Origin of the sequence: Synechococcus sp. MIT S9452, assembly GCF_047304245.1 — a bacterium.
Classification (GTDB): Bacteria; Cyanobacteriota; Cyanobacteriia; order PCC-6307; family Cyanobiaceae; genus RCC307.
Genome location: NZ_CP138956.1, coordinates 1449292 through 1469711 on the forward strand (window position 1 = coordinate 1449292; position 20420 = coordinate 1469711).

The 20420-nt window shown below is 58.8% G+C and carries 23 protein-coding genes; 8 read left to right on the plus strand and 15 right to left on the minus strand.

The features are described from left to right. The first annotated feature begins 8 nt into the window (after positions 1-8). Genes egtD through SIB46_RS07720 form a run of 4 tightly spaced genes read left to right on the plus strand, consistent with a single transcriptional unit; the run spans position 9 to position 2455 of the window. A complete protein-coding gene (gene egtD / locus SIB46_RS07705; protein ID WP_413295581.1) occupies positions 9-932 on the plus strand; it encodes an L-histidine N(alpha)-methyltransferase in 924 nt (307 codons plus the stop codon). A gap of 3 nt (positions 933-935) precedes the next feature. Then, complete coding sequence (locus SIB46_RS07710; RefSeq protein WP_011934536.1) at positions 936-1172, plus strand: hercynine metabolism small protein; 237 nt, start codon at positions 936-938, stop codon at positions 1170-1172. A gap of 3 nt (positions 1173-1175) precedes the next feature. Next, positions 1176-1658 (plus strand): hercynine metabolism protein, encoded by a 483-nt coding sequence (locus SIB46_RS07715; protein WP_413295582.1) that lies wholly within the window; start codon positions 1176-1178, stop codon positions 1656-1658. After that, a complete protein-coding gene (locus SIB46_RS07720) occupies positions 1658-2455 on the plus strand; it encodes a YdcF family protein (RefSeq protein ID WP_413295583.1) in 798 nt (265 codons plus the stop codon). The genes SIB46_RS07715 and SIB46_RS07720 overlap by 1 nt, the downstream gene beginning before the upstream one ends. Here SIB46_RS07720 and SIB46_RS07725 read toward each other — a convergent pair. From SIB46_RS07725 to SIB46_RS07755, 7 genes are all read right to left on the minus strand, one after another. Further along, positions 2452-2715 carry a hypothetical protein gene (locus tag SIB46_RS07725; RefSeq protein WP_011934533.1) on the minus strand — a complete coding sequence of 88 codons (264 nt, stop codon included), beginning with the start codon at positions 2713-2715 and terminating at the stop codon, positions 2452-2454. The genes SIB46_RS07720 and SIB46_RS07725 overlap by 4 nt on opposite strands. A gap of 12 nt (positions 2716-2727) precedes the next feature. Next, the gene (gene lysS / locus SIB46_RS07730) at positions 2728-4236 is read right to left on the minus strand and encodes a lysine--tRNA ligase (RefSeq protein WP_413295584.1); all 1509 of its coding nucleotides are present in this window, start codon (positions 4234-4236) and stop codon (positions 2728-2730) included. A 2-nt stretch (positions 4237-4238) separates the two neighbouring features. Beyond that, the gene (gene rpaB, locus SIB46_RS07735; RefSeq protein WP_413295585.1) at positions 4239-5009 is read right to left on the minus strand and encodes a response regulator transcription factor RpaB; all 771 of its coding nucleotides are present in this window, start codon (positions 5007-5009) and stop codon (positions 4239-4241) included. 114 nt (positions 5010-5123) lie between these two features. Beyond that, positions 5124-6398, minus strand: coding sequence for an ABC transporter substrate-binding protein (locus SIB46_RS07740; protein ID WP_413295586.1), 1275 nt, complete (start codon positions 6396-6398; stop codon positions 5124-5126). Beyond that, positions 6388-6894 carry a hypothetical protein gene (locus SIB46_RS07745; protein WP_050815424.1) on the minus strand — a complete coding sequence of 169 codons (507 nt, stop codon included), beginning with the start codon at positions 6892-6894 and terminating at the stop codon, positions 6388-6390. The genes SIB46_RS07740 and SIB46_RS07745 overlap by 11 nt, the downstream gene beginning before the upstream one ends. Further along, on the minus strand, positions 6894-7631 hold the full coding sequence (gene mreC, locus SIB46_RS07750; RefSeq protein WP_413295587.1) for a rod shape-determining protein MreC: 738 nt from the start codon (positions 7629-7631) through the stop codon (positions 6894-6896). The genes SIB46_RS07745 and mreC overlap by 1 nt, the downstream gene beginning before the upstream one ends. A 3-nt stretch (positions 7632-7634) precedes the next feature. Beyond that, positions 7635-8681 carry a rod shape-determining protein gene (locus tag SIB46_RS07755; protein ID WP_043737577.1) on the minus strand — a complete coding sequence of 349 codons (1047 nt, stop codon included), beginning with the start codon at positions 8679-8681 and terminating at the stop codon, positions 7635-7637. 154 nt (positions 8682-8835) lie between these two features. Between SIB46_RS07755 and SIB46_RS07760 the strand changes: the two genes are divergently transcribed. Beyond that, positions 8836-9210 carry a single-stranded DNA-binding protein gene (locus tag SIB46_RS07760; protein WP_011934526.1) on the plus strand — a complete coding sequence of 125 codons (375 nt, stop codon included), beginning with the start codon at positions 8836-8838 and terminating at the stop codon, positions 9208-9210. A 2-nt stretch (positions 9211-9212) separates the two neighbouring features. On the opposite strand, the gene SIB46_RS07765 is transcribed toward SIB46_RS07760, so the two are convergent. Beyond that, a complete protein-coding gene (locus SIB46_RS07765; RefSeq protein WP_011934525.1) occupies positions 9213-9872 on the minus strand; it encodes a DedA family protein in 660 nt (219 codons plus the stop codon). 50 nt (positions 9873-9922) lie between these two features. Next, on the minus strand, positions 9923-11359 hold the full coding sequence (gene ahcY, locus SIB46_RS07770) for an adenosylhomocysteinase (RefSeq protein ID WP_413295588.1): 1437 nt from the start codon (positions 11357-11359) through the stop codon (positions 9923-9925). 71 nt (positions 11360-11430) lie between these two features. Here ahcY and tsaE point away from each other — a divergent pair, with 71 nt between their 5' ends. Then, positions 11431-11874, plus strand: coding sequence for a tRNA (adenosine(37)-N6)-threonylcarbamoyltransferase complex ATPase subunit type 1 TsaE (gene tsaE / locus SIB46_RS07775; RefSeq protein ID WP_413295589.1), 444 nt, complete (start codon positions 11431-11433; stop codon positions 11872-11874). On the opposite strand, the gene SIB46_RS07780 is transcribed toward tsaE, so the two are convergent. From SIB46_RS07780 to SIB46_RS07800, 5 genes are all read right to left on the minus strand, one after another. Beyond that, positions 11849-12820, minus strand: a complete 972-nt coding sequence (locus tag SIB46_RS07780) for a carbohydrate kinase family protein (protein WP_413295590.1) — start codon at positions 12818-12820, stop codon at positions 11849-11851. The genes tsaE and SIB46_RS07780 overlap by 26 nt on opposite strands. Beyond that, positions 12820-13929 carry an A/G-specific adenine glycosylase gene (gene mutY, locus SIB46_RS07785; RefSeq protein WP_413295591.1) on the minus strand — a complete coding sequence of 370 codons (1110 nt, stop codon included), beginning with the start codon at positions 13927-13929 and terminating at the stop codon, positions 12820-12822. The genes SIB46_RS07780 and mutY overlap by 1 nt, the downstream gene beginning before the upstream one ends. Beyond that, positions 13926-15239: a glycosyltransferase gene (locus SIB46_RS07790; RefSeq protein WP_413295592.1), complete on the minus strand. Its 1314-nt coding sequence runs from the start codon at positions 15237-15239 to the stop codon at positions 13926-13928. Before SIB46_RS07790 ends, mutY begins: the two co-directional genes overlap by 4 nt. Next, positions 15239-16081, minus strand: a complete 843-nt coding sequence (locus SIB46_RS07795; protein WP_413295593.1) for a class I SAM-dependent methyltransferase — start codon at positions 16079-16081, stop codon at positions 15239-15241. The genes SIB46_RS07790 and SIB46_RS07795 overlap by 1 nt, the downstream gene beginning before the upstream one ends. A gap of 80 nt (positions 16082-16161) precedes the next feature. Then, a complete protein-coding gene (locus tag SIB46_RS07800) occupies positions 16162-17145 on the minus strand; it encodes a nucleotide-diphospho-sugar transferase (protein ID WP_413295594.1) in 984 nt (327 codons plus the stop codon). Positions 17146-17198: 53 nt separating this feature from the next. Between SIB46_RS07800 and SIB46_RS07805 the strand changes: the two genes are divergently transcribed. Together SIB46_RS07805 and SIB46_RS07810 are read left to right on the plus strand one after the other, a co-directional pair. Next, entirely contained in the window at positions 17199-18062 is an 864-nt protein-coding gene (locus SIB46_RS07805) for a DMT family transporter (RefSeq protein WP_413295595.1), read from the plus strand. 310 nt (positions 18063-18372) lie between these two features. Continuing rightward, positions 18373-19254 carry a class I SAM-dependent methyltransferase gene (locus tag SIB46_RS07810; RefSeq protein WP_413295596.1) on the plus strand — a complete coding sequence of 294 codons (882 nt, stop codon included), beginning with the start codon at positions 18373-18375 and terminating at the stop codon, positions 19252-19254. A 125-nt stretch (positions 19255-19379) separates the two neighbouring features. Here the strand turns inward: SIB46_RS07810 and SIB46_RS07815 are convergent, their stop codons facing one another. Beyond that, on the minus strand, positions 19380-20354 hold the full coding sequence (locus tag SIB46_RS07815; RefSeq protein ID WP_413295597.1) for an RpoD/SigA family RNA polymerase sigma factor: 975 nt from the start codon (positions 20352-20354) through the stop codon (positions 19380-19382). Between the last annotated feature and the right edge of the window lie 66 nt (positions 20355-20420).

A 20420-nucleotide genomic window follows, 5' to 3' on the forward strand; every position in this document is an offset into this window, starting at 1 on the left:
GCAAAGCGGTGCTGGACGGGCTCAACCGCAGCCCCAAACAGCTGCCGGCCTGGCTGCTCTACGACCGCCAAGGCTCAGCCCTGTTTGATGCCATTGGCGAGCAACCGGAATACACCCTCACCCGACTTGAAAAAGAGCTTCTAGGCAGGCAAGCGCAAGCGATCGCTGAGGCATTACCGGCGGGATCCCTCGTCGTGGAATTTGGCGCCGGCAGTGCCGAAAAGGTGTCGCCACTGCTGCATGCAATCGACGAGCCCAGTTATCTGGCCATCGACATCAGTGCTGAGCACCTCCGGGATGCTGGCGCTCGCTTGCAGGAGCGTCACCCGAGCATTCCCATGCTTGGAATCTGTGCGGACTACAGCCAGCCGCTGGACCTGCCGTTGCCTAAGGCCTGGCAAAGCAAGCCGATGGTGGGATTTTTCCCCGGCAGCTCCTTAGGTAACTTTGAACCCCATGAAGCGATCAACTTCCTGCAGAGAATTCGCCAGCTGCTGGGAGAGAGCGCTCAGCTTTTGATCGGCATTGATCAAACCAGGGAGCCAGCACTGCTAGAAGCCGCCTACGACGACAAAGCTGGGGTGTCGGCCGCTTTCGCTAAAAATCTGCTGCTCAGGCTGCAACGCGATCTAGCCATCGAGCTGGACCCTGAGCCATTCAGCTACCAAGCGACTTGGCAGCCAGACCATCAGCGAATCGCCATGGCACTGGTGGCCAGCAAGCTGCAAATCTGGACCATCGGCGGCTCAAACATTGCGTTCGTCGCTGGTGAAGCACTCATCACCGAATACAGCTACAAATATGCGCCGTCTGAGTTTTTGGCTCTTGCAGCTCAAGCAGGGTGGCAAGCAGCCAAACGCTGGTGTGACGCTGCCGATCACTTCAGCCTGCACCTCTTAACTCAGGGCGATGATGCCCGCATCAACACCTAAGCCATGGGACGCGAAGAACAACGGGCCGCCGTTCGCCGCATGCGCGAATCCTTGATCGAAGAACTCGAAGGCGTTTACCGGCGGGCCTTTGATGCGATCGGCAGTGACGACATGGGCGAAGGAGCTGTGGCCAGGCTCACCCAATTGCTGCTGCGCTCCCGCGAAGGGGCCATTGCCCCGCTGCAAGAAGAGATCGAAGCGCCTCTGATCACCAAGGCCCCGGAACCTCCCCAAAGCTGAGTCATGGAGAGCAGCTGGTGGCAACGGCTCGAGCAAGAACTGGAGCAGCAATTTGATCGCTTCTTAAGCGACCACCCCAATCAAAAAGAGCTGCTCGATCAGGAGCATTGGAACGAGCAGCAACGCCGCAAACACCAGCGGCTCCTGGGCATCGATCAAGAAGCCCAAGACCTTCGCCAACGCCTACTGAAGCTGTCCAAAGAGATCAGTGCTTGGAGCGAGCGGGTCAAGCGGGCCCGCAAGGCAGGCGCCCACGATCTGGCCAGCCGCGCGGAAACCCACCTCAGCCACTTAATGGGTCAAGGGCGGGCCCAGTGGCAAGCCCTAGCCTCCTTGGGCGAGGAAGCACAACAACTCAAGCAAGAGCTCGCCGCAGCCAAGCAACCACCGAAATCGAGAACTGGAACGGCAGCCGATCTGGAGGACGCCTGGAGACGCTTTGAAGCCGAGCAAGAGCTCAATGAATTGCGTCGCCGCAAAGGTTGATGGGATTTTTCCTCAGCAAACTGCTCCCCCAACTGATCTACCCGTTGGGGTTGGGGCTGCTGCTGCAACTCATTGCCATCGGCGGCCGTAAGCGCCGCTGGGCCCTGCCCCTCTCGATCACGGGTTGGCTGGTGATTGCCGTGCCAGCGATGCCGGTGGTGAGTGATGCCCTGCTGAGGCAACTGGAAGATCAAGCAGCAGCACTCACCCCCAAAACCATCCCCCAGGCAGATGCAGTGCTGGTGCTTGGCGGGGGCATCCGTCCAGCTCCAGCGAAAGGCCTTGGCGTGGAAGTGAATGAAGCGGGCGATCGGTTGCTCTGCGGCGTGAGGCTTTGGAAGCAAGGAACAGCACCAGTACTGATCACCAGTGGCGCCAGGGTGAGCTTTAAGCCCAATGACCCGATCGCGGCAGAAGCGGTGCTGAGTCAGCAGCTGGCCGAAGAGCTGGGGGTTCCAGCTTCAGCAGTGCTGCTCAATGACCAAGCGCGCACCACCGCAGAAGAAGCGCAACGCATCAACCAGCTCGCTGCAGATCAGGGCTGGAAGCAGCTGATTTTGGTGACCAGTGCATTCCACATGCCCCGCGCCTTGGCCAGCTTCCAGCAGCAAAGCGAGCTTCAGATCATTCCAGTGGCCTGCGATTACCGGCTGGATCCCCAAAGCAAGGATCAGGCCTTCAGTTGGCAAGCGCTGCTGATCAATGTGATGCCAAACAGCGACTCCCTAAAGCAAACAACCCAGGTGCTCAAAGAACACCTGGGTCTGCTGGTCTACAAAGTGCGGGGGCAGGCCTAAGCCTTGGGGGCCGGGGGAACCAGGTTCACGCCTTCGGGCGGCGGAGTGGGATCGGGATCAGCGATCAGCATGTGCTGCAGCACGATCTCAGGGCGTTCGCTATCGCGCCAGCGGATCCTGTAGGCCGGCATCTTGGTGCCACGGCTGGTGGTTTGCTCCACGGCCTCCATCACCCAACCCCGGCGTGACCGCCCCTGGGGATTGCGCTTCACCACTGCATCGGCGTGGGTGAAACGAAAACCGACGCGCTCTCCACTCATGCCAGAGGAAATCTACTCAGTGGAACCATTATCCACTGCGGCGGACCCGTCACGACTTTCCGGGCGCAGCAGCGGAAAGGCGATCACATCCCGAATCGAGGGGCTATCGGTGAGCAGCATCACCAGCCGATCAATGCCAATGCCCAAACCACCGGTGGGAGGCATGCCCACCTCAAGGGCATTCAAAAAGTCCTCATCAAGCCGCTGCGCCTCCAGATCACCAGCTGCGCGCCGCTCTTGCTGCGCCTCCAGCCGTTGACGCTGATCCACTGGATCGGTCAGCTCACTAAAGGCATTGCCGTGCTCACGGCCAACGATGAAGAGCTCAAAACGCTCCACCAGCCCTGGCTTGCTGCGGTGAGGCCGCGCCAACGGAGAGATCTCAACGGGATAGTCAGTAACGAAGGTGGGCTGAATCAAGGTTTCTTCCACGGCCTGCTCAAAGGCCTCATTGAGCAAACGACCCACCGAATCAGCCAAGGCCGGGGTCTGCAGCCCCTTGGCTTCCATGGCGGTGGCTGCTTCGCTGCGGCTGCTGAAGCCCGTGAAATCAAGCCCGGTGGCTTCTTGCACCAGTTCGTGCATGGTGGCCCGGCGCCAACCCGGGGCCAAATTGATTTCGGTGCCTTGGTAAGTGATCTGGGTGCTGCCGCAGACCTGCTGGGTCACCGAGCTGATCAGCTCCTCGGTGAGATCCATCATGTCGTTGTAATCAGCGAAGGCCTGGTAGATCTCCACTGAGGTGAATTCAGGGTTATGGCGGGTGCTGACGCCCTCATTCCTGAAAATCCGGCCGAGCTCATAGACCCGCTCAAAGCCTCCAACCACTAGGCGTTTGAGGTGGAGCTCAGTGGCAATACGCAGCGTTAGGGGCAGATCGAGCGCGTTGTGGTGCGTTTCAAATGGGCGTGCATCGGCGCCCCCAGGCTCGCTTTGCAGAACGGGGGTTTCGATCTCGAGAAAATCGCGCTCATCGAGCCAGCGGCGGATGCCGCTTACCAGCTGCGCGCGGCGGCGGAAGGTGTCGCGGGTATCGGGAGAAACGATCAGATCGAGGTAGCGCTGGCGGTAGCGCTTCTCCACATCCGCCAGGCCATGCCATTTATCGGGCAAGGGCTGCAGGCTTTTGCTGAGCATCTGCCAATCGGCTGCCTTAACCGACAGCTCACCGCGATCGGTGCGCCGCAAGGTGCCCTTCACCCCGATCCAGTCGCCTGAATCCACCAGGCTGGTGATCTGCTTGAAAGACTCGCCCAGCGCTGCTTTTTCCAGAAACAGCTGAATCGGGCCGGTCTCATCGGCCAGGGTGAAAAACGCCAACTTGCCCATCACCCGCCGCGTCATCACGCGGCCAGCCACAGCAACTGGCACATCCCGCTCTTCGCCATTGGGGAGATCGGCGTGAGCCTGCTGCAGCTCAGCTGTGCGATGGCTGGGCTCAAAGCGCAGGGCGTACGGCACTTGGCCGCACTCAATCAGTGCCTGGGATTTCTCCAGGCGGGTCTCACGCAGCTCGCTCACGCTCAGGCTCCGGCGGCGCTGAGTTCTCCGAGACGCTGGGAGGCATACCCAGTGCCACGCACGGTGAGAATCAATTCAGGATTGCGGGGATCCGGCTCAAGCTTGCCGCGCAGGCGGGCCACATACACATCCACAACGCGTAGATCAGCTGTGCGTCTGGGAGGGTAACCCCACAGCTGCTCAAGGATCTCCGCGCGGGGCACCACCCGGCCGGGTTCACGGAACAGCAGCTCCAGCAAGCTGAATTCGGTGTAGGTGAGGGCAATACGCTCACCGCCGCGACTCACTTGACGCCGATTGGTATCCACCACCAAATCACCAAGGCGGATCACGCCAAGGCCAGCCACGGGCTCGCGGGGATCTTGGCTGGCTGTGCCGCGGCCAACACGACCAAGAATCCGATTAATACGCGCTTCGAGCTCTTTGGGGCTGAAGGGTTTGGAGAGGTAATCGTCGGCGCCAAGATCCAAGCCAGCCACCTTTTCAGCGATGGCATCAAGCGAAGAGAGGAACACGATCGGCACTGCCGATTCAGCCCGCAGCCTGCGGCAGACCGCAAAGCCATCGAGCTTGGGCATCATCACGTCAAGCACCACCAGATCTGGCTGCTCACTGGCAAAGAGCTCGAGCGCCTGCTCGCCATCTTCAGCACACACCACTCGATAACCCGAGAGCTGCAGACGCATCGAAAGGACGCGCCGCACTGCTGGCTCATCGTCGACCACCAACAACGTTGCGGTCGGCTGATTGGGAGTGGAGTCTCCCGATTGCATCAGCGAGCGGAATATTTACAGGACGCAACCCTACAGATCCGCAGACCCTGACCGAGCCGAAAAAAGAGGAGATATGGCTGTAACGGACACAACTCTTCCAATTCTCTTAAGGATTTAAGGCCAGCGTGCGGCCGCATATGCATTCCACTGCCGTTCGGCCTCTGCGATGGCGGCATCACTGCTCATGCGACCCAACATCGCCCGTTGCAGCTGGCCATAAATGATGGCTTGCAAGCGCTTAATGCCTGGATCAGCTGGCACCAGCACCCGCGCCCGCGCCAAGGTCTCCGCGCTCATCAACCGCGCTGCACCCACCAAACCATCACGGCCTTGAGCTCCAGCCAACTCCTGCTCGAGCTTCTTTAAAGCAGGCGCACTGGATGGCAAGACCCGCGCTGCCTGGGCAAAGCGCAACTGGTTGGCTGGGTTGGTGATGAAGCTGGCTAGATCCACCGCCAACTGAGGCCGGCGGCTCTGGCGGCTCACCGCCAGGTTCATCACAGCAACATTGGCTGCCCCATCGGCGCCGGTCACCGGCGGATACGGCACCGTGTCAGCCGCCACTTGGGGTGCATTGGTCTGGATCGTGGCGAGGAACTCAGCGCCACTGGCCAATTGCGCCAACTCGCCGCTCTGATACAGCTCAATCGCGCGGCGGAAGCCTTGGCTCACCACCTCCCTGGGCAGCAATCCACGCCGGTAGAGATCGGTCCAAAAGGCAAACGCGCGGCGGCCTTCAGGGCTGTTGAACGTCGCCCGGTAGCGCTCATCAACCAGCTGCACACCCATCTGCACCATCGACTCCAGCAGCTCAGCTGAGCCATCGGGCACCACAGTCACAAACAGGGCATAGCGGCCCGTGCGCTTTTTCACAGCCTCGGCATAGGCCGGCACCTCCGCCCAGGTGGCTGGAGGCTGGCTGTAGCCCGCGTCTTTGAGCAGCCTTTGGTTGGCCAGGGTGATGCGGGCGGTGAGATACCAGGGCAGGGCATAGAGCTCACCGTCTTGCTCGGCAGCCTTCAGCACCCTGGGCAGATAGGACGCTTTGACCTCAGGGGTGAGCCGTTGCTGCAGCGGCAGCAAACCACCTTTGCTCGCGAGATTGGCTGAAAACAGGGGGTTGAGGTTCACCACATCGGGCGCTGTGCGGGCAAAAACAGCCGCCAGCAACTTGCGCTCCACCGAGCCAAACGGCAGGTCCGTCCAGCGCACGTTCACGCCAGGGTTCTGCTCTTCCCATTCCGCCAACATCGAGCGGATCAGAGGATCGAATTTGGGCGACAGCTGAATCGTCCAGAACTGCAGTTCATTGGGCTTGGGCCCCGGGCTGCAGCCCCCCAACAGAGCCGCCAGCAAACCCAGCAACAGCAGCCTTTTTTTAACGGCCATCGTCTGGGGTGAGGCGCCTCCACAGCAGCACCTGCACAGAGCAAACCACCGGCGCCAAGAGGGCCGTGAGCAGCGCTTGCGCCAGGCTCACCTGCCAAGCCAAAGCCACCGATCCACCACGCCAGTGCAACTGCAGCGCAAAGCTGGCACTCAGCAGCAAGCTGCCCAGCAAGGCCTGCAAACCAAGGGTGGTGCTGCGCTCCAAAGGCCGGCGCGCATCGCGGAACTGCCCCCACCACAGAGCCAACAACACGAGCACGGGGATGGAGCTGATGCCCTGGCCGTAAAAAGAATCAAAGCCAAGGCCCACTAACACCGCCGCCAACGCGCCAGCAATCGGACCTTCCACAACAGCCCAAGGCAACAGCCACAGCACTGGCCAACTGGGAGGCATGCCATCAAGCCGCAACCAAGCCGGGGTGGCAATCGTCAGCAGCAGCAACAGCAAGCTGGTGAGGATCAACGCCTGCAGCCGCCACCAGGAACGATCAGCCATCAGCGCACCCGCACCCAATCGATCTGATCAGCTGGGGCTGAGAGCTGCACCAAGCCCTGGGGAGCTGGCCCGGCTTGGGTGTTAACGCTCTGAACAACGCCAATGATCAAGTTGGCCGGAAACACCGAGCTGGCCTTAGAGGTGACCACTACATCACCGGGCTGAACGGTCACATCGTTGTTGAGGAATTTGACCAGTGGCCGGCTAGAGCCCTCCCCAAAGAGCAAACCATGGCCTTTGCCGCCTTGAAGCTCGACGCCCACGCGGCTGGAGGGATCGGTCAGCAACTGCACCCGTGAGGTGCTCGGAGTCACGCTGCTGATGCGGCCCAACACACCGCCAGGGCCGGTAACCACTGCTCCGGTTTTGATGCCCTGCACCCGACCAGCACCCAATTCCAGTTGCTGCCACCAGCCTTCAATGCGGCGGCTGATCACAGGAGCGGTGATCCAATCACCGGCTTGATTGCGCAGCTGCTGATCTTGCTCAAGGCGAGCCAAGCGGCCCTCAAGGGTTGCAATGCGCTGCTGATCTTCCAGGTGCTGGGACTCTTTGAGCCATTCCGATTGGGCTGAACCAGGCCAAAACGGGCGGCTGAGCTGGGCATAGAGATCGGCCAAGGGGGCGCCTTTAGAGACGCGCACCACCAAAAAGAAGAGCAGCAGAACCAGCCAAGGTCCTGTGCTCAGCAATAAAGACCGATCCAGCAGGCGCGACAGCCGCCGACCCATCGCCATGGCTTAGTTGGCCAAACGGCTGAACTCAGATGCATCCAGCACACGGCCCAGGCGCTTGAAGTCCTCGAGCACGCGGCCGCAGCCATTCACCACACACAGCAGAGGGTCTTCCGCCACGTGGGTGAGGATCCCGGTTTCATTGCTGACCAGATCGCTAATACCGCGGACCAGCGCGCCGCCGCCGGCCAACATGATGCCGCGGTCAACGATGTCAGCAGCCAGTTCAGGGGGAGTGCGCTCCAAGGTGCGCTTCACCGCTTCAACGATCACGTTGAGCGGTTCGATCATGGCTTCGCGGATATCGCCAGCGCGCACGTTGATTGTGCGGGGCAAGCCGGAGAGCAGGTGAAGACCACGCACATCCATGGCGGTCTGATCGAACTCATCGTCGGGGAAAGCCGAGCCGATGCGGATCTTGATTTCTTCAGCCGTGCGCTCACCCACCACCAGGTTGTGCACCTTTTTCAGGTAGCTGGTGATCGAGTCGCTGAGTTCATCGCCGGCAACGCGCACCGATTCAGAAATCACGGTGCCTTGCAGGCTGAGCACCGCCACCTCGGTGGTGCCACCGCCGATGTCAACGATCATCGAACCCACCGGTTCAGTCACCGGCAGACCAGCGCCGATGGCGGCCGCCACCGGTTCATCAATCAGGTGCACTTCCCGGGCGCCGCCCAGACCGGCTTCACGCACAGCACGGCGCTCCACACCGGTGACGCCACTGGGGATGCCGATCACCAAGCGGGGGGCCACCATGCCGCGGCCTTCATTCCCCTTCTGGATGAAGTACTTGATCATCTGCTCAGCGGCATCGAAGTCAGCAATGACGCCATCACGCAGGGGACGCACCGCACGGATGTTTCCCGGCGTGCGCCCGAGCATCAACTTGGCTTCTTCGCCAACTGCCAGGGGAACGCCTTTATCGAGGTCGATGGCAACCACCGACGGTTCACGCAACACGATCCCCTTGCCTGTGGCATAGATCAGGGTGTTGGCGGTGCCCAGATCAATCCCGATGTCGCGGGAAAGCTGAAAACGACGCCAAAACATGAGATGTCAAGCCATTAAGCCGGCGAATCATAGATGTGATTTTCAATGCTGTTTGGGTACTGACACGCAACAACCGGACGCAGCGGTGGAACCACTGGGGATAGGCGCCCCGACCAGGTGGCGCATCATTAACCCATCGACAAAGGAGAGACCCATGGGCGTCAATTCCGTCACCCTCGTTGGCCGTGCTGGCCGCGACCCCGAGGTGCGTTACTTCGAATCCGGCAGCGTTGTTGCCAACCTGACCATGGCCGTCAATCGCCGCAGCCGCGACGATGAGCCCGACTGGTTCAACCTGGAGATCTGGGGCAAGCAAGCCCAAGTGGCCGCTGACTACGTCAAGAAAGGCTCCCTGCTGGGAATCATCGGCTCACTGAAATTGGACCGTTGGACCGACCGGGCCAGTGGCGAGGAGCGCTCCAAGCCAGTAGTTCGCGTTGACCGGCTCGAACTGCTCGGCTCCAGGCGCGATAGCGAACAGAACGCCAACTTCGGCGGCGGCGCCAGCGACGACGACGTGCCGTTCTGAGCTCAATCGGCGGTGTGGCGGCGGCGCCAAATGCGCAAGCCCAGCCACACCGCCACCGCCACGGCGGCCACCACCAGGCCCACTTTGATGACCTTCGAAACCGGCTCAATCCAGACCTCAACGTTGCTGTAGCCCTCACCAAGAGCAAAGCCCGCCAAGGTGAGCAGCAACGTCCAGATCAAGCTTCCGGCCGTTGTCCACAGCAGAAACGGCACAAACGGCATCAACTCAATGCCCGCAGGCACGGAGATCAAGGTGCGAATCCCGGGCAGCAAGCGACCCCAGAACACCAGCAAGGTGCCGTAACGGCTGAACCATTTGCGGCTGCGCACCAAATCAGCAGGGCTGATGCCAATCCAGCGGCCATGGCGCTCAAGCCAATGCTCGATGCGTTCTTCATTGATCAAGCGGCCGATGCCATACCAAGGCAGCGTGCCGATCACCGTGCCGATCAAGCCCGCCAACACCACAGGGATGAAGCTCAGCTGACCCTGCTGCACATAAAACCCCCCCAGAGGCATGATCAGCTCTGAGGGGATCGGCGGAAACAGGTTTTCCAGAAACATGGCCGCCCCGATGGCGGTGTACCCCAACCATTGGTTGGCTTCAACGGCCTGACCGATGAGCTCCGGTAGTTGGGTGACCAGCTCAGTGAGCCCCATGGAGCCTGCGCGATGTGAAACCGCGCAAGTCTTCCATGGGCCCCGCCGAATCAGTAGCGGTAGTGATCCACCTTGTAAGGGCCTTCCACCGGCACGTTGATGTAATCGGCCTGCTCGCTGGTGAGTTCTGTGAGCTTGGCGCCGATCTTGTCGAGGTGGAGGCGAGCCACCATCTCATCAAGGTGCTTGGGCAGCACATACACCTTGTTCTCGTACTGATCGCGCTTGGTGAACAGCTCGATTTGAGCCAGGGTTTGGTTGGTGAACGAGTTGCTCATCACGAAGCTGGGGTGGCCGGTGGCGCAGCCCAGATTCACCAGACGGCCCTCGGCCAGAAGGATGATCTTGTTGCCGCTGGGCAGGGTGATGTGATCCACCTGCGGCTTGATGTTGTCCCACTCGTACTGCTTGAGGGACGCCACATCGATCTCGTTATCGAAGTGGCCAATGTTGCAGACGATGGCCTCATCCTTCATGCGCACCAGGTGCTCATGGCGGATCACCTGGAAGTTGCCAGTCGCCGTAACGAAGATGTCCATCTGGTCCACTACGTCTTCGAGGCGAACGACGCGGAAGCCTTCCATGGCGGCCTGCAGAGCGCAGATCGGATCCACCTCAGCAACGCAAACGGTGGCACCGAGACCGCGCAGGGACTGGGCGGAACCCTTACCCACATCGCCATAGCCCATGACCAGGGCTTGCTTGCCGGCCACCATCACATCGGTGGCGCGCTTGATGCTGTCGACCAGGGACTCGCGGCAGCCATAAAGGTTGTCGAATTTGCTCTTGGTGACTGAGTCGTTGACGTTGATGGCCGGGAAAGGCAGCTCACCGGTTTCCACCATTTGATAAAGGCGGGCCACACCAGTGGTGGTTTCTTCTGTCACGCCCTGGATGTTGGCCTTGATGCGGGAATAGAAGGTGGGATCAACGGCCAGGCGGGCCTTGATGCTCTTAAACAGAGCAATCTCCTCTTCATTGGAGGGGTTATCCAGCACCGAGATGTCTTGCTCGGCTTTGGAGCCCAGGATGATCAGGCCGGTGGCATCACCACCGTCATCCAGGATCATGTTGGGGGTGCCGCCATCGGACCACTCCATGATCCGGTGGGTAAAAGCCCAGTATTCATCAAGGCTTTCGCCCTTATAAGCGAACACGGGAATACCGCTCTCAGCGATAGCTGCCGCGGCGTGGTCCTGGGTCGAAAAGATGTTGCAAGAAGCCCAACGCACCTCAGCGCCTAAGGCCACCAGGGTCTCGATCAGAACAGCGGTCTGAATCGTCATGTGCAGACTGCCGCAGATGCGCGCACCCTTGAGGGGCTGCTGGGCGCCGTACTTGTTGCGCAGCTCCACCAGACCGGGCATCTCGGTCTCAGCGATGGCAATTTCCTTGCGGCCAAACGCGGCCTGAGCGATATCGGCGATTACATAGTTGTCTGTTGCTTGCAGGCCAGCAAACGACAGGGCTTCAGGTGCAGCGACCATGGAAAGAATGGATAAGGGATTCTCTGCGGAGTCGCCGAGGCTTCGGGCTCGCGTCGGAGGAATCTACAGAGATGGATCTTTTTCTCGCTGACGCCGATCAAACCCATGCTCGCGGCATCGCCTTGGCCCGCGAGCTGCCCATGGGATCGGTGCTGCTGCTCAGCGGTGAACTGGGTGCTGGCAAAACCTCACTGGTGCAAGGGATCGCTGCAGGCCTCGGGATCACCGAAGCGGTGACCAGCCCCACCTTTGCGTTAGCCCAGCACTACAGCCGGCCAGATGCTCCCCAGCAGCCGGTGCTGGTGCACCTGGATCTCTACCGGCTGGAGCTGCCCGAAGCCGCCGATGAGCTCTTCGCCCAAGAGGAGGAACTGGCCGCTGAAAGTGGTGCCTTGCTGGCGGTGGAATGGCCGCAACGGCTCAGCTTCTCACCATCCCAGGCATGGCAGCTGCAACTGCTCTATTGCGATGGCGGCCGGCAGCTGTTGATCAACCCGCCGGCTGCTGCTCAATAAAGGCCAACACCGCTGGCTCGGCGGGCTGCGGGTCGATCGCACCAGCGCCCTGACACACCAGAGCCCCGCAGGCACTGGCGAACTGCAGCGCCTGTTGAACCCGACCGGGATCAGAACCAGCCAAGAGATTGGGCTCTTTCACCAAGCGGTGCAGCAGGCCAGCCAAAAACGCATCGCCGGCACCGGTGGTGTCGACAACAGGCACCCGGTAGGCGGGCAGCGAACCAGAGGCTGCCCCCATCGACCAACTCACCCCTTTGCCGCCGTCGGTCACCACCACAGCAGGACGTTGGGGCAGGGCAGCAGCCACGGCTTGGGCATCACGGCTTGAAAACAAACCCTCGGCCTCCTCAGCCGCCAACTTGAGCAAATCGGCTTGCCGCAGCAATGGCTGCATCTGCTGCTGGATCTCAGCAGTGGGTTCAGCATCTGCGGCCAAGCCCCAAAAGGTGGGTCTCCAGTTCACATCCAGCACCAAGTGCCCCCCGCCGTTGCGATGCCGGCTGATGGCCTGCTGCAACGCCAGCGCTGAGGTGGGCGTGGCCAAGGGAATGGTGCCGCAAGCCAGCCAGCCGTTTCCCAAACCAGCTGGCAGCTGATCGGCTTCCAGGGCCGTATCGGCAAAGCCAGAGCCGCGGTCGCCATCAAAACCGCCAAAACAGCGATCACCGCTTGCATCACGCTCCACCAGCACCACCCGGCTCGGCCGCTGCTCATCCCACTGCAGCCCACTGATATCTAGGCCCCGCTGCTCAAAGAGTTCTGCAAAGGCTGTGCCAATTGGGTCGCGCCCCAGGCGTCCAACAAAGCCAGCAGCGGATCCCAACCGTGCCAAGGCACAGGCCCCATTGGCCGGCGCACCACCCAAACAATCGCGGCCGGGATCATCGCCCCAAGGGAGCAAACGATCGATCAAGGCCTCACCGAGGCAGAACACCTGGGCCATCAGGCCACCTTGCTGCTCTCCTCAGGTTGGCCAAAGCGCTGCAGTAAGGCAGCAATGATGCGCGCATTGGCGGCTGGGAATGGGAAGGCCGCCAGGCCGGTGGGGTGCACCCAACGCACTTGTTGGCTGGCCAATGCTTGCGGCTCACCGCTGATCCAACGGCAGAGAAACACCTCAAAGCGCAAACGTTTATGGCTGTAGGCGTGATCCAGGCTGATCAGAGGCTCCGTTACTTTCACCTCGATCGCCAGCTCCTCGTGAAGTTCGCGCAGCACCGTGGCCTCAATAGCCTCACCGGGTTCCTGCTTGCCGCCAGGAAATTCCCAAAGGCCACCCAAGAGACCTTCATTCAGACGCTGATCAATCAACACCTCGCCGGCTTCATTGAGCACCACACCCACACCAATGACCTGCAGGGGTAGCGGCTTGGGTGACTCCTTCACGGGAAATTGTTCGGGGGAGCCGGCAGCGTAAGCAGCGCAGTGGGATTGCCAGGGGCAGCGGTGGCAGTCCGGCTGGCGTGGGGTGCACAGCGTGGCCCCCAAATCCATCAGGGCCTGGTTGAAATCACGGGGCCGTTGCCGGTCCAACAACTTCTCAGAAAGATTCCAAAAATGAGCGCTATGTCGCGCAGGCGGCTGCTTGAAAGCCGTCAGCCTTGCCAAAACGCGTTTGACATTGCCATCGAGAATCGCGAGGGGCCGATCAAAGGCTGAGCTCAAAATGCTGCCGGCTGTACTGCGGCCAATGCCGGGGAGCGCAAGCCAAGCTTCGAGATCTTGGGGCCAGGTCTGGCCTTGAAGTTGTTGCGCTGCCTGATGCAACCGCCTCGCCCGTGAGTAATAGCCAAGCCCCTGCCAAAGCAGCAGCACCTGCTGCTCATCTGCAGCAGCCAAAGCTTCAACGGTTGGAAGCGCCTCCATCCAGCGCTGCCAATAGGGCAGCGCCACCTGCAGCTGGGTTTGCTGCAACATCACTTCGGCGATCCAAATGCCGTAGGGATCGGGCTGAGCGGAAGCTCTGGCCTGCTTCCAGGGAATGTCGTGGCGGCCATGCTCGTCCCACCAGGCAAGGAGATCAGTGGCTAACTGCCCCGAACTCAGCGTCACGCGGAGCGCTCCAAAGCCTCGTCGTATGCGGATGCGTAGAGAGCAGCAATGCGCTTGGGATGCCACCGATTTTCCGCCTGTTGCCGGGCCTGCTGTTCCAAGGCCCGTTGCTTCTCCGGCTGAAACACCACCGAAGCGATGCACTGGGCCAAATCTTCAGGCTCAAACGGATCCGCCAGCCTGCCACTGATCCCGTCATTGACGATCTCGGGCAACCCACCGGTTCGAAACGCCACCACCGGCGTACCACAGGCCATGGCTTCAGTGGCTGTGTTGGGCAGATTGTCGAGGCGTGAGGGCACCACCATCACATCAGCTGCCGAGTAGGCCAAACGCAAACTCACCGCGTCGTGGAGATGGCCCAAGCAATGGACTTGAAGCCCAAAGGACTGCTGCAGAGCTGATCGCTCCTGGCCAAAAATCACCAAGTGCGGCTGCTTGGGCTGGCCTTCGCTGCGCGCCGCGAGGGACACCAGCGCCCGCTCCAACAGATCAGATCCTTTGCGTGGATCAGCAGTCCCGCCCATCGCCCCAAACAAGACCAGCGGAGCTTCAAGAGGCAAGTCCAACAACCGGCGAGCCAACAGCGGCTCAACTGGCTTCCACTGCTCAAGATTCAGGGGATTCGGGATTACATGGCAGGGCCAACCACTCATCAAGGCACTGCGCTGAACACAGTCCGCCATCCATTGACTGGGGCAAATCAAGGTCATTGGTTGGCGCCAAGAACGTTGTTTGCGCTGCCAGGTCCAGCGATTCAGATCACACCTGCGTTCGAGCACAGGCGAGGTCTCCTGTTCGTAGCCAGATGTGAACCGTTCCAGCGCGGCGAGATCCGAACCGGAGCCCGGCAGCGGGGCGTAATGCTCAGCCCCGGAAAACGGCCATTGATCATGCAAGGTCCACAACACAGGACAAGGGAGCCTTCCGATCTCCTCGATGGACAGCGTGCTGTCGCCCAGCCAATGCAGGTTGAGAAGTTCAAAATCACCATGGGAGTGGGCCTCGGTGAGCTCTGCTCCCAAACCGGTATCCGGCCAAGCCAGCGAATGCAGCGCTGGGTTATTGGTTCGCCAGTGGCGCTTGCGCCATTGGGTCAGTCTTGGATGCAAACGGCGCCAAATCGCTGACCGTTGCAACGGAGAACCAACGCAAACACCTAGTCCTGAAGCGGGGCCCGAGGCTGCCTGAAACCGGCTCGTCCAACCAAAGACGGGGCCCTCTAGCGACAACCCCTCGTGAACACGCACAGCAGCCCGGGCTGCGCCTCCATCGGAGGCCGAGGCATTGAGCTGCAAGGCTGTGAGCATCAACCGATCTTGCGGAACTGGGCCATCAAGGTGTGACCTCGCACAAAGCGCCGCAAGCCAAGAAGAAGACAGCCTTGGAGCAACCATTGGGACCATCGGTTCACCACGAGTCGTCCCAGTGGGCGCGGCAGAGCAGCTCTCCACTGACGTGACCACGAGGCCACAAACCACTCGACATGGTGTGGAGCTAGCGGTTCGTATGCCAACGCTTCCAAACGCAGTGGCAACACCTCGGGAAGGAAGCGGAACACCTCAGAAGTCCAATGCCCCATGTGATGGGGGGGCTGATCCAGAAGGTCACGCTCGCGTTGAGGATCCAATTGCCTGGCCACATCACTATTGGGGACCGAGAGAATCAGGGCACCATTGGCTCGCAACAGCGCAGCCGCATCAGCCAAAAATGCCAAGGGATTGGGGAGGTGCTCCAACACCTGAAACGAACAAATCACGTCCCAATTGCCCTCTCCAAGCTGCTGCTTAATGACATCCAGAGGATCCATCAACACCTCAAATCCAAGCGCCCGCGCTGAAGCTGCGGCTTTTGGGTTGAGCTCCACACCCGTGGGCACAAGGCCGGCGTGGCGAGCATGTTGCAAAAAGAATCCTTTGCCAACACCCACCTCCAGAAGAGATTGGCTGCATGGCAGAGCTTGTATCCAAGCCAATGCTTGGCGGAATTCCCATTTGTCTGGCATGTAATACCAATCAAACTCTTGCAATTGCTCATACAAAGGGGCTTCCCCCGCCAAGTCAGTTGGGGTGTAGAAAGCAAAGCCTGATATCGAATCCAGCCAGTATTCGACCCTCTGGCTACTGGATTTAGGGTCCCAAACAATGTTCATCGCTTCTAACCAGCGGCGGCGAATATGCTCAACCTCAATCGTGTTTAAGAGCGAGCACTCTGCTCCAGACAAGGGGCTTTTCATACCAAGCGTTGAAGAAGATGGCGCTTCCAGCTCGACAGCCTATTGCGCAACTGAAGACGCCTATTACGTAGCTGAGCGCCTCCAAAGTGGGAATTAAACGCATACGCATCAGCACCAGCATCTCTACAAATCACTTTGGGGTGCTGGATCGCCGGGAGCCCTCTGGTCTCAACAGCTGTTGCCAACCCTGTGGTGTGAGTTGCATCGTCACCAAAGCCAATGTTGGTGACCAAGTTTTGATTGGGCAAGGCGGTCAGGCCGCTATTGGCCATACAGACCAAAGACCAGCGGTAGGCCCAACTATCAGGGATTCCAGTCGAAAATAACTTCTCCCAAATCGTAATCCAATACTGCCGCTCAAGCGGATCCTCAAACATGGATTGCTGGAACGACGGAGATGCCTTGACTTCTTCCCAAAGTTGCTGATGGGTGGGGTATTGGGACCAGCAACGTTTCCAAGTAGCCCACCCCCAACAATGGTTGTAACGGCTGAAGTAATAACTCCCATCGCCACGCCAACAACCATCCTGATAGTTATCACCACTAATGCACCAGATCCTTGTGTCATGCCGGTAGCGCTCTAAAAGCTCACGGCAGTAAGGAAAAAAGTCGGGGTGCGGCACACAATCATCCTCTAAAACAATGCCTGCCTCCTCTTGCTCAAAAAACCATGTAATGGCCGAACTCACCCCCAGCTGACAGCCCTGATTCACAGGATGAAAACGTGTTTTAAGTAGACATGGCCAATCAATAAACTCCGTGATCAAATCGCGCGTTGCCTGCACATCCTCGGCTTCAGCTTCATTCCTCGGACCATCCGAAGCCACATAAAGCTTGGACGGCGCCACCGGCCGCAAAGCCTCCAACACCTGACGCGTCGTATCAGGACGGCGCCAGGTAAGCAGCAGCACCGGGACATCGAAACTCATCTGCACTCCCCAAGTGCCCCAGACCTGCTGGCCTTCATTCCAACGGGACAACGCATGGGTGCGTCACAGTCTGCAGCGGGCGCTGTGAAAAGGAAAGGCGAACGATGAAAGGTCCCCACGTGATGGTGCTCAGCGCCTTCAGCTTCAGCCTGATGAGCCTGTGCGTCAAACAGCTAGGAGGCCGCATCCCCGTTGCTGAGGTGGTGTTCATCCGGGCGTTGATCAGCTTGGCGCTGAGTTGGTGGGTGATCCAACGCCAGGGCGTGAGCCCCTGGGGCAATCGCCGGCCCATGCTGATCTGGCGCGGGGTGGTGGGCACTCTGGCGCTGTTCTGCTTTTACGGCGCCATCAGCCAGTTGCCCCTGGCAGCCGCCACGGTGCTGCAATACCTCTATCCCACCTTCACCGCGGCCTTGGCTTGGGGAGCCTTGGGGGAGAGAGCTGGCAAACGCATCCTGCTGGCCATGGCCTTGGGCTGGCTTGGGGTGTTGCTGGTCGCCCAGCCCGATTGGTTGGCGCAGCTCACGGGCGATAGCGCCATGGATCCCCTCCCAGCGCTCGCCGTCGCGATCGGAATCACCGGCGCACTGCTCACCGCTCTGGCCTACGTCACTGTGCGGCACTTGGCCACTGACGAGCACCGCTCGGTGATCATTTTCTATTTCCCGCTGATGTCAGTGCCCATGGCGTTGCCATTTGTGCTGGCCAATCCGGTATGGCCCAACGCAACAGAGTGGGCCTGGCTGATCGGGGTTGGACTCTTCACCCAGTTGGGACAAATCTTTCTCACCCAGGGGCTGTCGTCGATGCCAGCGGCACGGGCAACAGCCATTAACTATGTGCAGGTGGTGTTCGCAGCCCTATGGGGACTGCTCTTTTTGGAAGAGAGCATCAACGACCTGATGGTGATGGGTGCTGTCTTGGTGCTGGGGGCCACCTTGATCAGTCTTAAACCAATGAGGGCATAACAAAGGCTAATAAAAAGGCAACGATCCAACGAAAAAAGGGAGTAATCATATCAACGAAATAAAATTTGACACCGCGTGCGAAAGCAACTTCAAAAGTAGTGGGGCGTTCGATGCAGTCCTTGCTGCAAAAATCAGAGCAGCCCCACAAAACATGCCAAACTGCCTACGGCTGGAGCAGGGACTAACTTTCGAAGTGTAAGCACTGGACACCAAACAAGGCATCTTTCAAATCACCAAGCTCATGCAGAAAAGATATCTGAAAATTCTTGATTACTGCTTATGGCCGCTACTAGCACCCTCAGCTCTAGCCATGAAGCTGTTTGCCAGAATAGGTGGATCACGCTTACCAAAGTCCAGACAACTTTTAAAACAAATTGGAATTTACCCAATTCGGGACCATTACTATCAACCCCTGATAAACGATAAACTATTACGGAAAAGCTTACGCGAAGAGAGGAATTTGCCGGGCATTAACTTAAAACTACTTGATCAACTTAAACTACTCGAACGACTTCAATATGGCCAAGAACTAATTGACTTAAAGCTCAACGAGAGCGCCCAGGCAGACACGGAATTTTGTATTCGCAATCCTGGGTTTGCAAGTGGAGACGCCGAATTTTTATATCAAATTATAAGGCATAAAAAGCCCAAAAAAATTATTGAAATTGGAAGCGGGCAATCAACAAAAATAGCTTGCCTGGCCACAAAGAAAAACAGTCAAGAAAATGGAAATAAAGCAACTCATCTCTGCATTGAGCCATACGAACAGCCTTGGCTGGAGAAGTTAAATGTGCAAGTTGCTCGCCATCTTTTAGAGGAGTTAGATATTTCTATTTTCCAGGAACTGGAGGCAGGGGATCTTTTATTTATTGACTCTTCTCATGTCATACGACCTCAAGGAGAGGTTCTGATGGAGTACCTGGAGATAATTCCCCTCCTCAAAAAAGGAGTAATAGTTCATATCCACGATATATTCACGCCTCGCGACTATCTTGACAGCTGGATCAGAGAAGATGTTCTTCTATGGAATGAACAATATTTACTGGAATGCCTACTCTCAAATACATCTCGATACAAAATTCTTGCAAGCTTAAATAGTTTAAAACATACTCATTATGAAAAACTTAAGCTGGTATGCCCTTATCTATCAAAAAATCGCGAACCAGGTTCTTTTTACTTTGAGATCATTTAGACAAATTTAGCATTACCAACAGCCACAACTGAAGATATAGTTTAAGTTGTGAATACTTAACTTACAGCAATGCTTTTACTTCGCGCTGATTGTTGTTTATATGCTGCGAGCAACCTTGACTAACATCAGGCCACCACGTAAGCCTCAACCGCTTCACTAAGGCGGCGCAAACCAGCCAAGCCATCACGCTCCAGGTTGCGCACCCGATCGCGGCTCATACCCAGTTCACGGCCAATGCCAGTAAGGCTCATCGGCTCTTCCACATCGATGCCGTAGCGCATCTTCAACACACGACCCTGCAGCGGAGGCAACTGCTCAAGCAAAGAGCGCATATCACCCTTGAGGCAGTCGCCATCGACCAACTCATGGGGCATGGGCGCATCGTTCTGCAACAGCTCGCAGAGCTCGGTGTCATCGCTATCGCCCACCTTCATCTCCAGGCTGACGGGCTGGCGAGCACGGCTCAGAAGATCTTTGACCTCGGGCTCGGGAAGCTCGAGGAACTCAGCCAGCTCACCCACCGTGGGGGTGCGGCCCAGCTCTTGGGAAAGTTCCCGCTGGCCCTTCTTGAGCTTGTTGAGGGTTTCGGTGATGTGGATCGGCAGCCGAATGGTGCGGCTCTTCTCAGCAATGGCGCGGGTGATGCCCTGACGGATCCACCAATAGGCGTAAGTGGAGAACTTGTAGCCGCGGGTGGGATCGAATTTCTCCACACCACGCACCAAGCCGATGGTGCCCTCTTGGATCAAATCCAAGAGCTCCATGTTCCGCTTGGTGTATTTCTTGGCAACGCTCACCACCAGACGCAGGTTGGCGGCCACCATCCTCTCTTTGGCACGGCGGCCGTTGATCAGCCGGCGACGCAACACAGCAGGGGAAATGCCCAAGTTGGAAGCCATTTCCTCGCGGCTAGGCTCATGGCCCTGACGCATCTTGAATTCAGCTTCAGCCTCCTCGAGCCGAACAAGTTCCTGAACCTGACGGCCCAAGGTGATTTCCTGTTCGTGGCTGAGCAGCGGCACCCGGCCGATATCACGTAAATAGGAGCGAACCAGGTCCCCATCGACGGGGGGACGCTGATCGACGGCAATGGCAGCCATGACCAGTTCGATAAAGATATGTAAACCGTAGCATTAAGAAGCGTAAATTCGCTCTCAGAAAACTCT

Coding starts and splice junctions, on each gene's coding strand:
- SIB46_RS07755 (WP_043737577.1), bottom strand. CDS start 8,681: ATGTTTTGGCGTCGTTTTCAGCTTTCCCGCGACATCGGGATTGATCTG.
- mreC (WP_413295587.1), bottom strand. CDS start 7,631: ATGGCGATGGGTCGGCGGCTGTCGCGCCTGCTGGATCGGTCTTTATTG.
- SIB46_RS07720 (WP_413295583.1), top strand. CDS start 1,658: ATGGGATTTTTCCTCAGCAAACTGCTCCCCCAACTGATCTACCCGTTG.
- ahcY (WP_413295588.1), bottom strand. CDS start 11,359: ATGGTCGCTGCACCTGAAGCCCTGTCGTTTGCTGGCCTGCAAGCAACA.
- tsaE (WP_413295589.1), top strand. CDS start 11,431: ATGGATCTTTTTCTCGCTGACGCCGATCAAACCCATGCTCGCGGCATC.
- SIB46_RS07715 (WP_413295582.1), top strand. CDS start 1,176: ATGGAGAGCAGCTGGTGGCAACGGCTCGAGCAAGAACTGGAGCAGCAA.
- SIB46_RS07765 (WP_011934525.1), bottom strand. CDS start 9,872: ATGGGGCTCACTGAGCTGGTCACCCAACTACCGGAGCTCATCGGTCAG.
- SIB46_RS07710 (WP_011934536.1), top strand. CDS start 936: ATGGGACGCGAAGAACAACGGGCCGCCGTTCGCCGCATGCGCGAATCC.
- SIB46_RS07795 (WP_413295593.1), bottom strand. CDS start 16,081: ATGAACATTGTTTGGGACCCTAAATCCAGTAGCCAGAGGGTCGAATAC.
- SIB46_RS07725 (WP_011934533.1), bottom strand. CDS start 2,715: ATGAGTGGAGAGCGCGTCGGTTTTCGTTTCACCCACGCCGATGCAGTG.
- SIB46_RS07790 (WP_413295592.1), bottom strand. CDS start 15,239: ATGCTCACAGCCTTGCAGCTCAATGCCTCGGCCTCCGATGGAGGCGCA.
- rpaB (WP_413295585.1), bottom strand. CDS start 5,009: ATGCAATCGGGAGACTCCACTCCCAATCAGCCGACCGCAACGTTGTTG.
- SIB46_RS07745 (WP_050815424.1), bottom strand. CDS start 6,894: ATGGCTGATCGTTCCTGGTGGCGGCTGCAGGCGTTGATCCTCACCAGC.
- SIB46_RS07815 (WP_413295597.1), bottom strand. CDS start 20,354: ATGGCTGCCATTGCCGTCGATCAGCGTCCCCCCGTCGATGGGGACCTG.
- SIB46_RS07780 (WP_413295590.1), bottom strand. CDS start 12,820: ATGGCCCAGGTGTTCTGCCTCGGTGAGGCCTTGATCGATCGTTTGCTC.
- SIB46_RS07740 (WP_413295586.1), bottom strand. CDS start 6,398: ATGGCCGTTAAAAAAAGGCTGCTGTTGCTGGGTTTGCTGGCGGCTCTG.
- SIB46_RS07760 (WP_011934526.1), top strand. CDS start 8,836: ATGGGCGTCAATTCCGTCACCCTCGTTGGCCGTGCTGGCCGCGACCCC.
- SIB46_RS07810 (WP_413295596.1), top strand. CDS start 18,373: ATGAAGCTGTTTGCCAGAATAGGTGGATCACGCTTACCAAAGTCCAGA.
- SIB46_RS07805 (WP_413295595.1), top strand. CDS start 17,199: ATGAAAGGTCCCCACGTGATGGTGCTCAGCGCCTTCAGCTTCAGCCTG.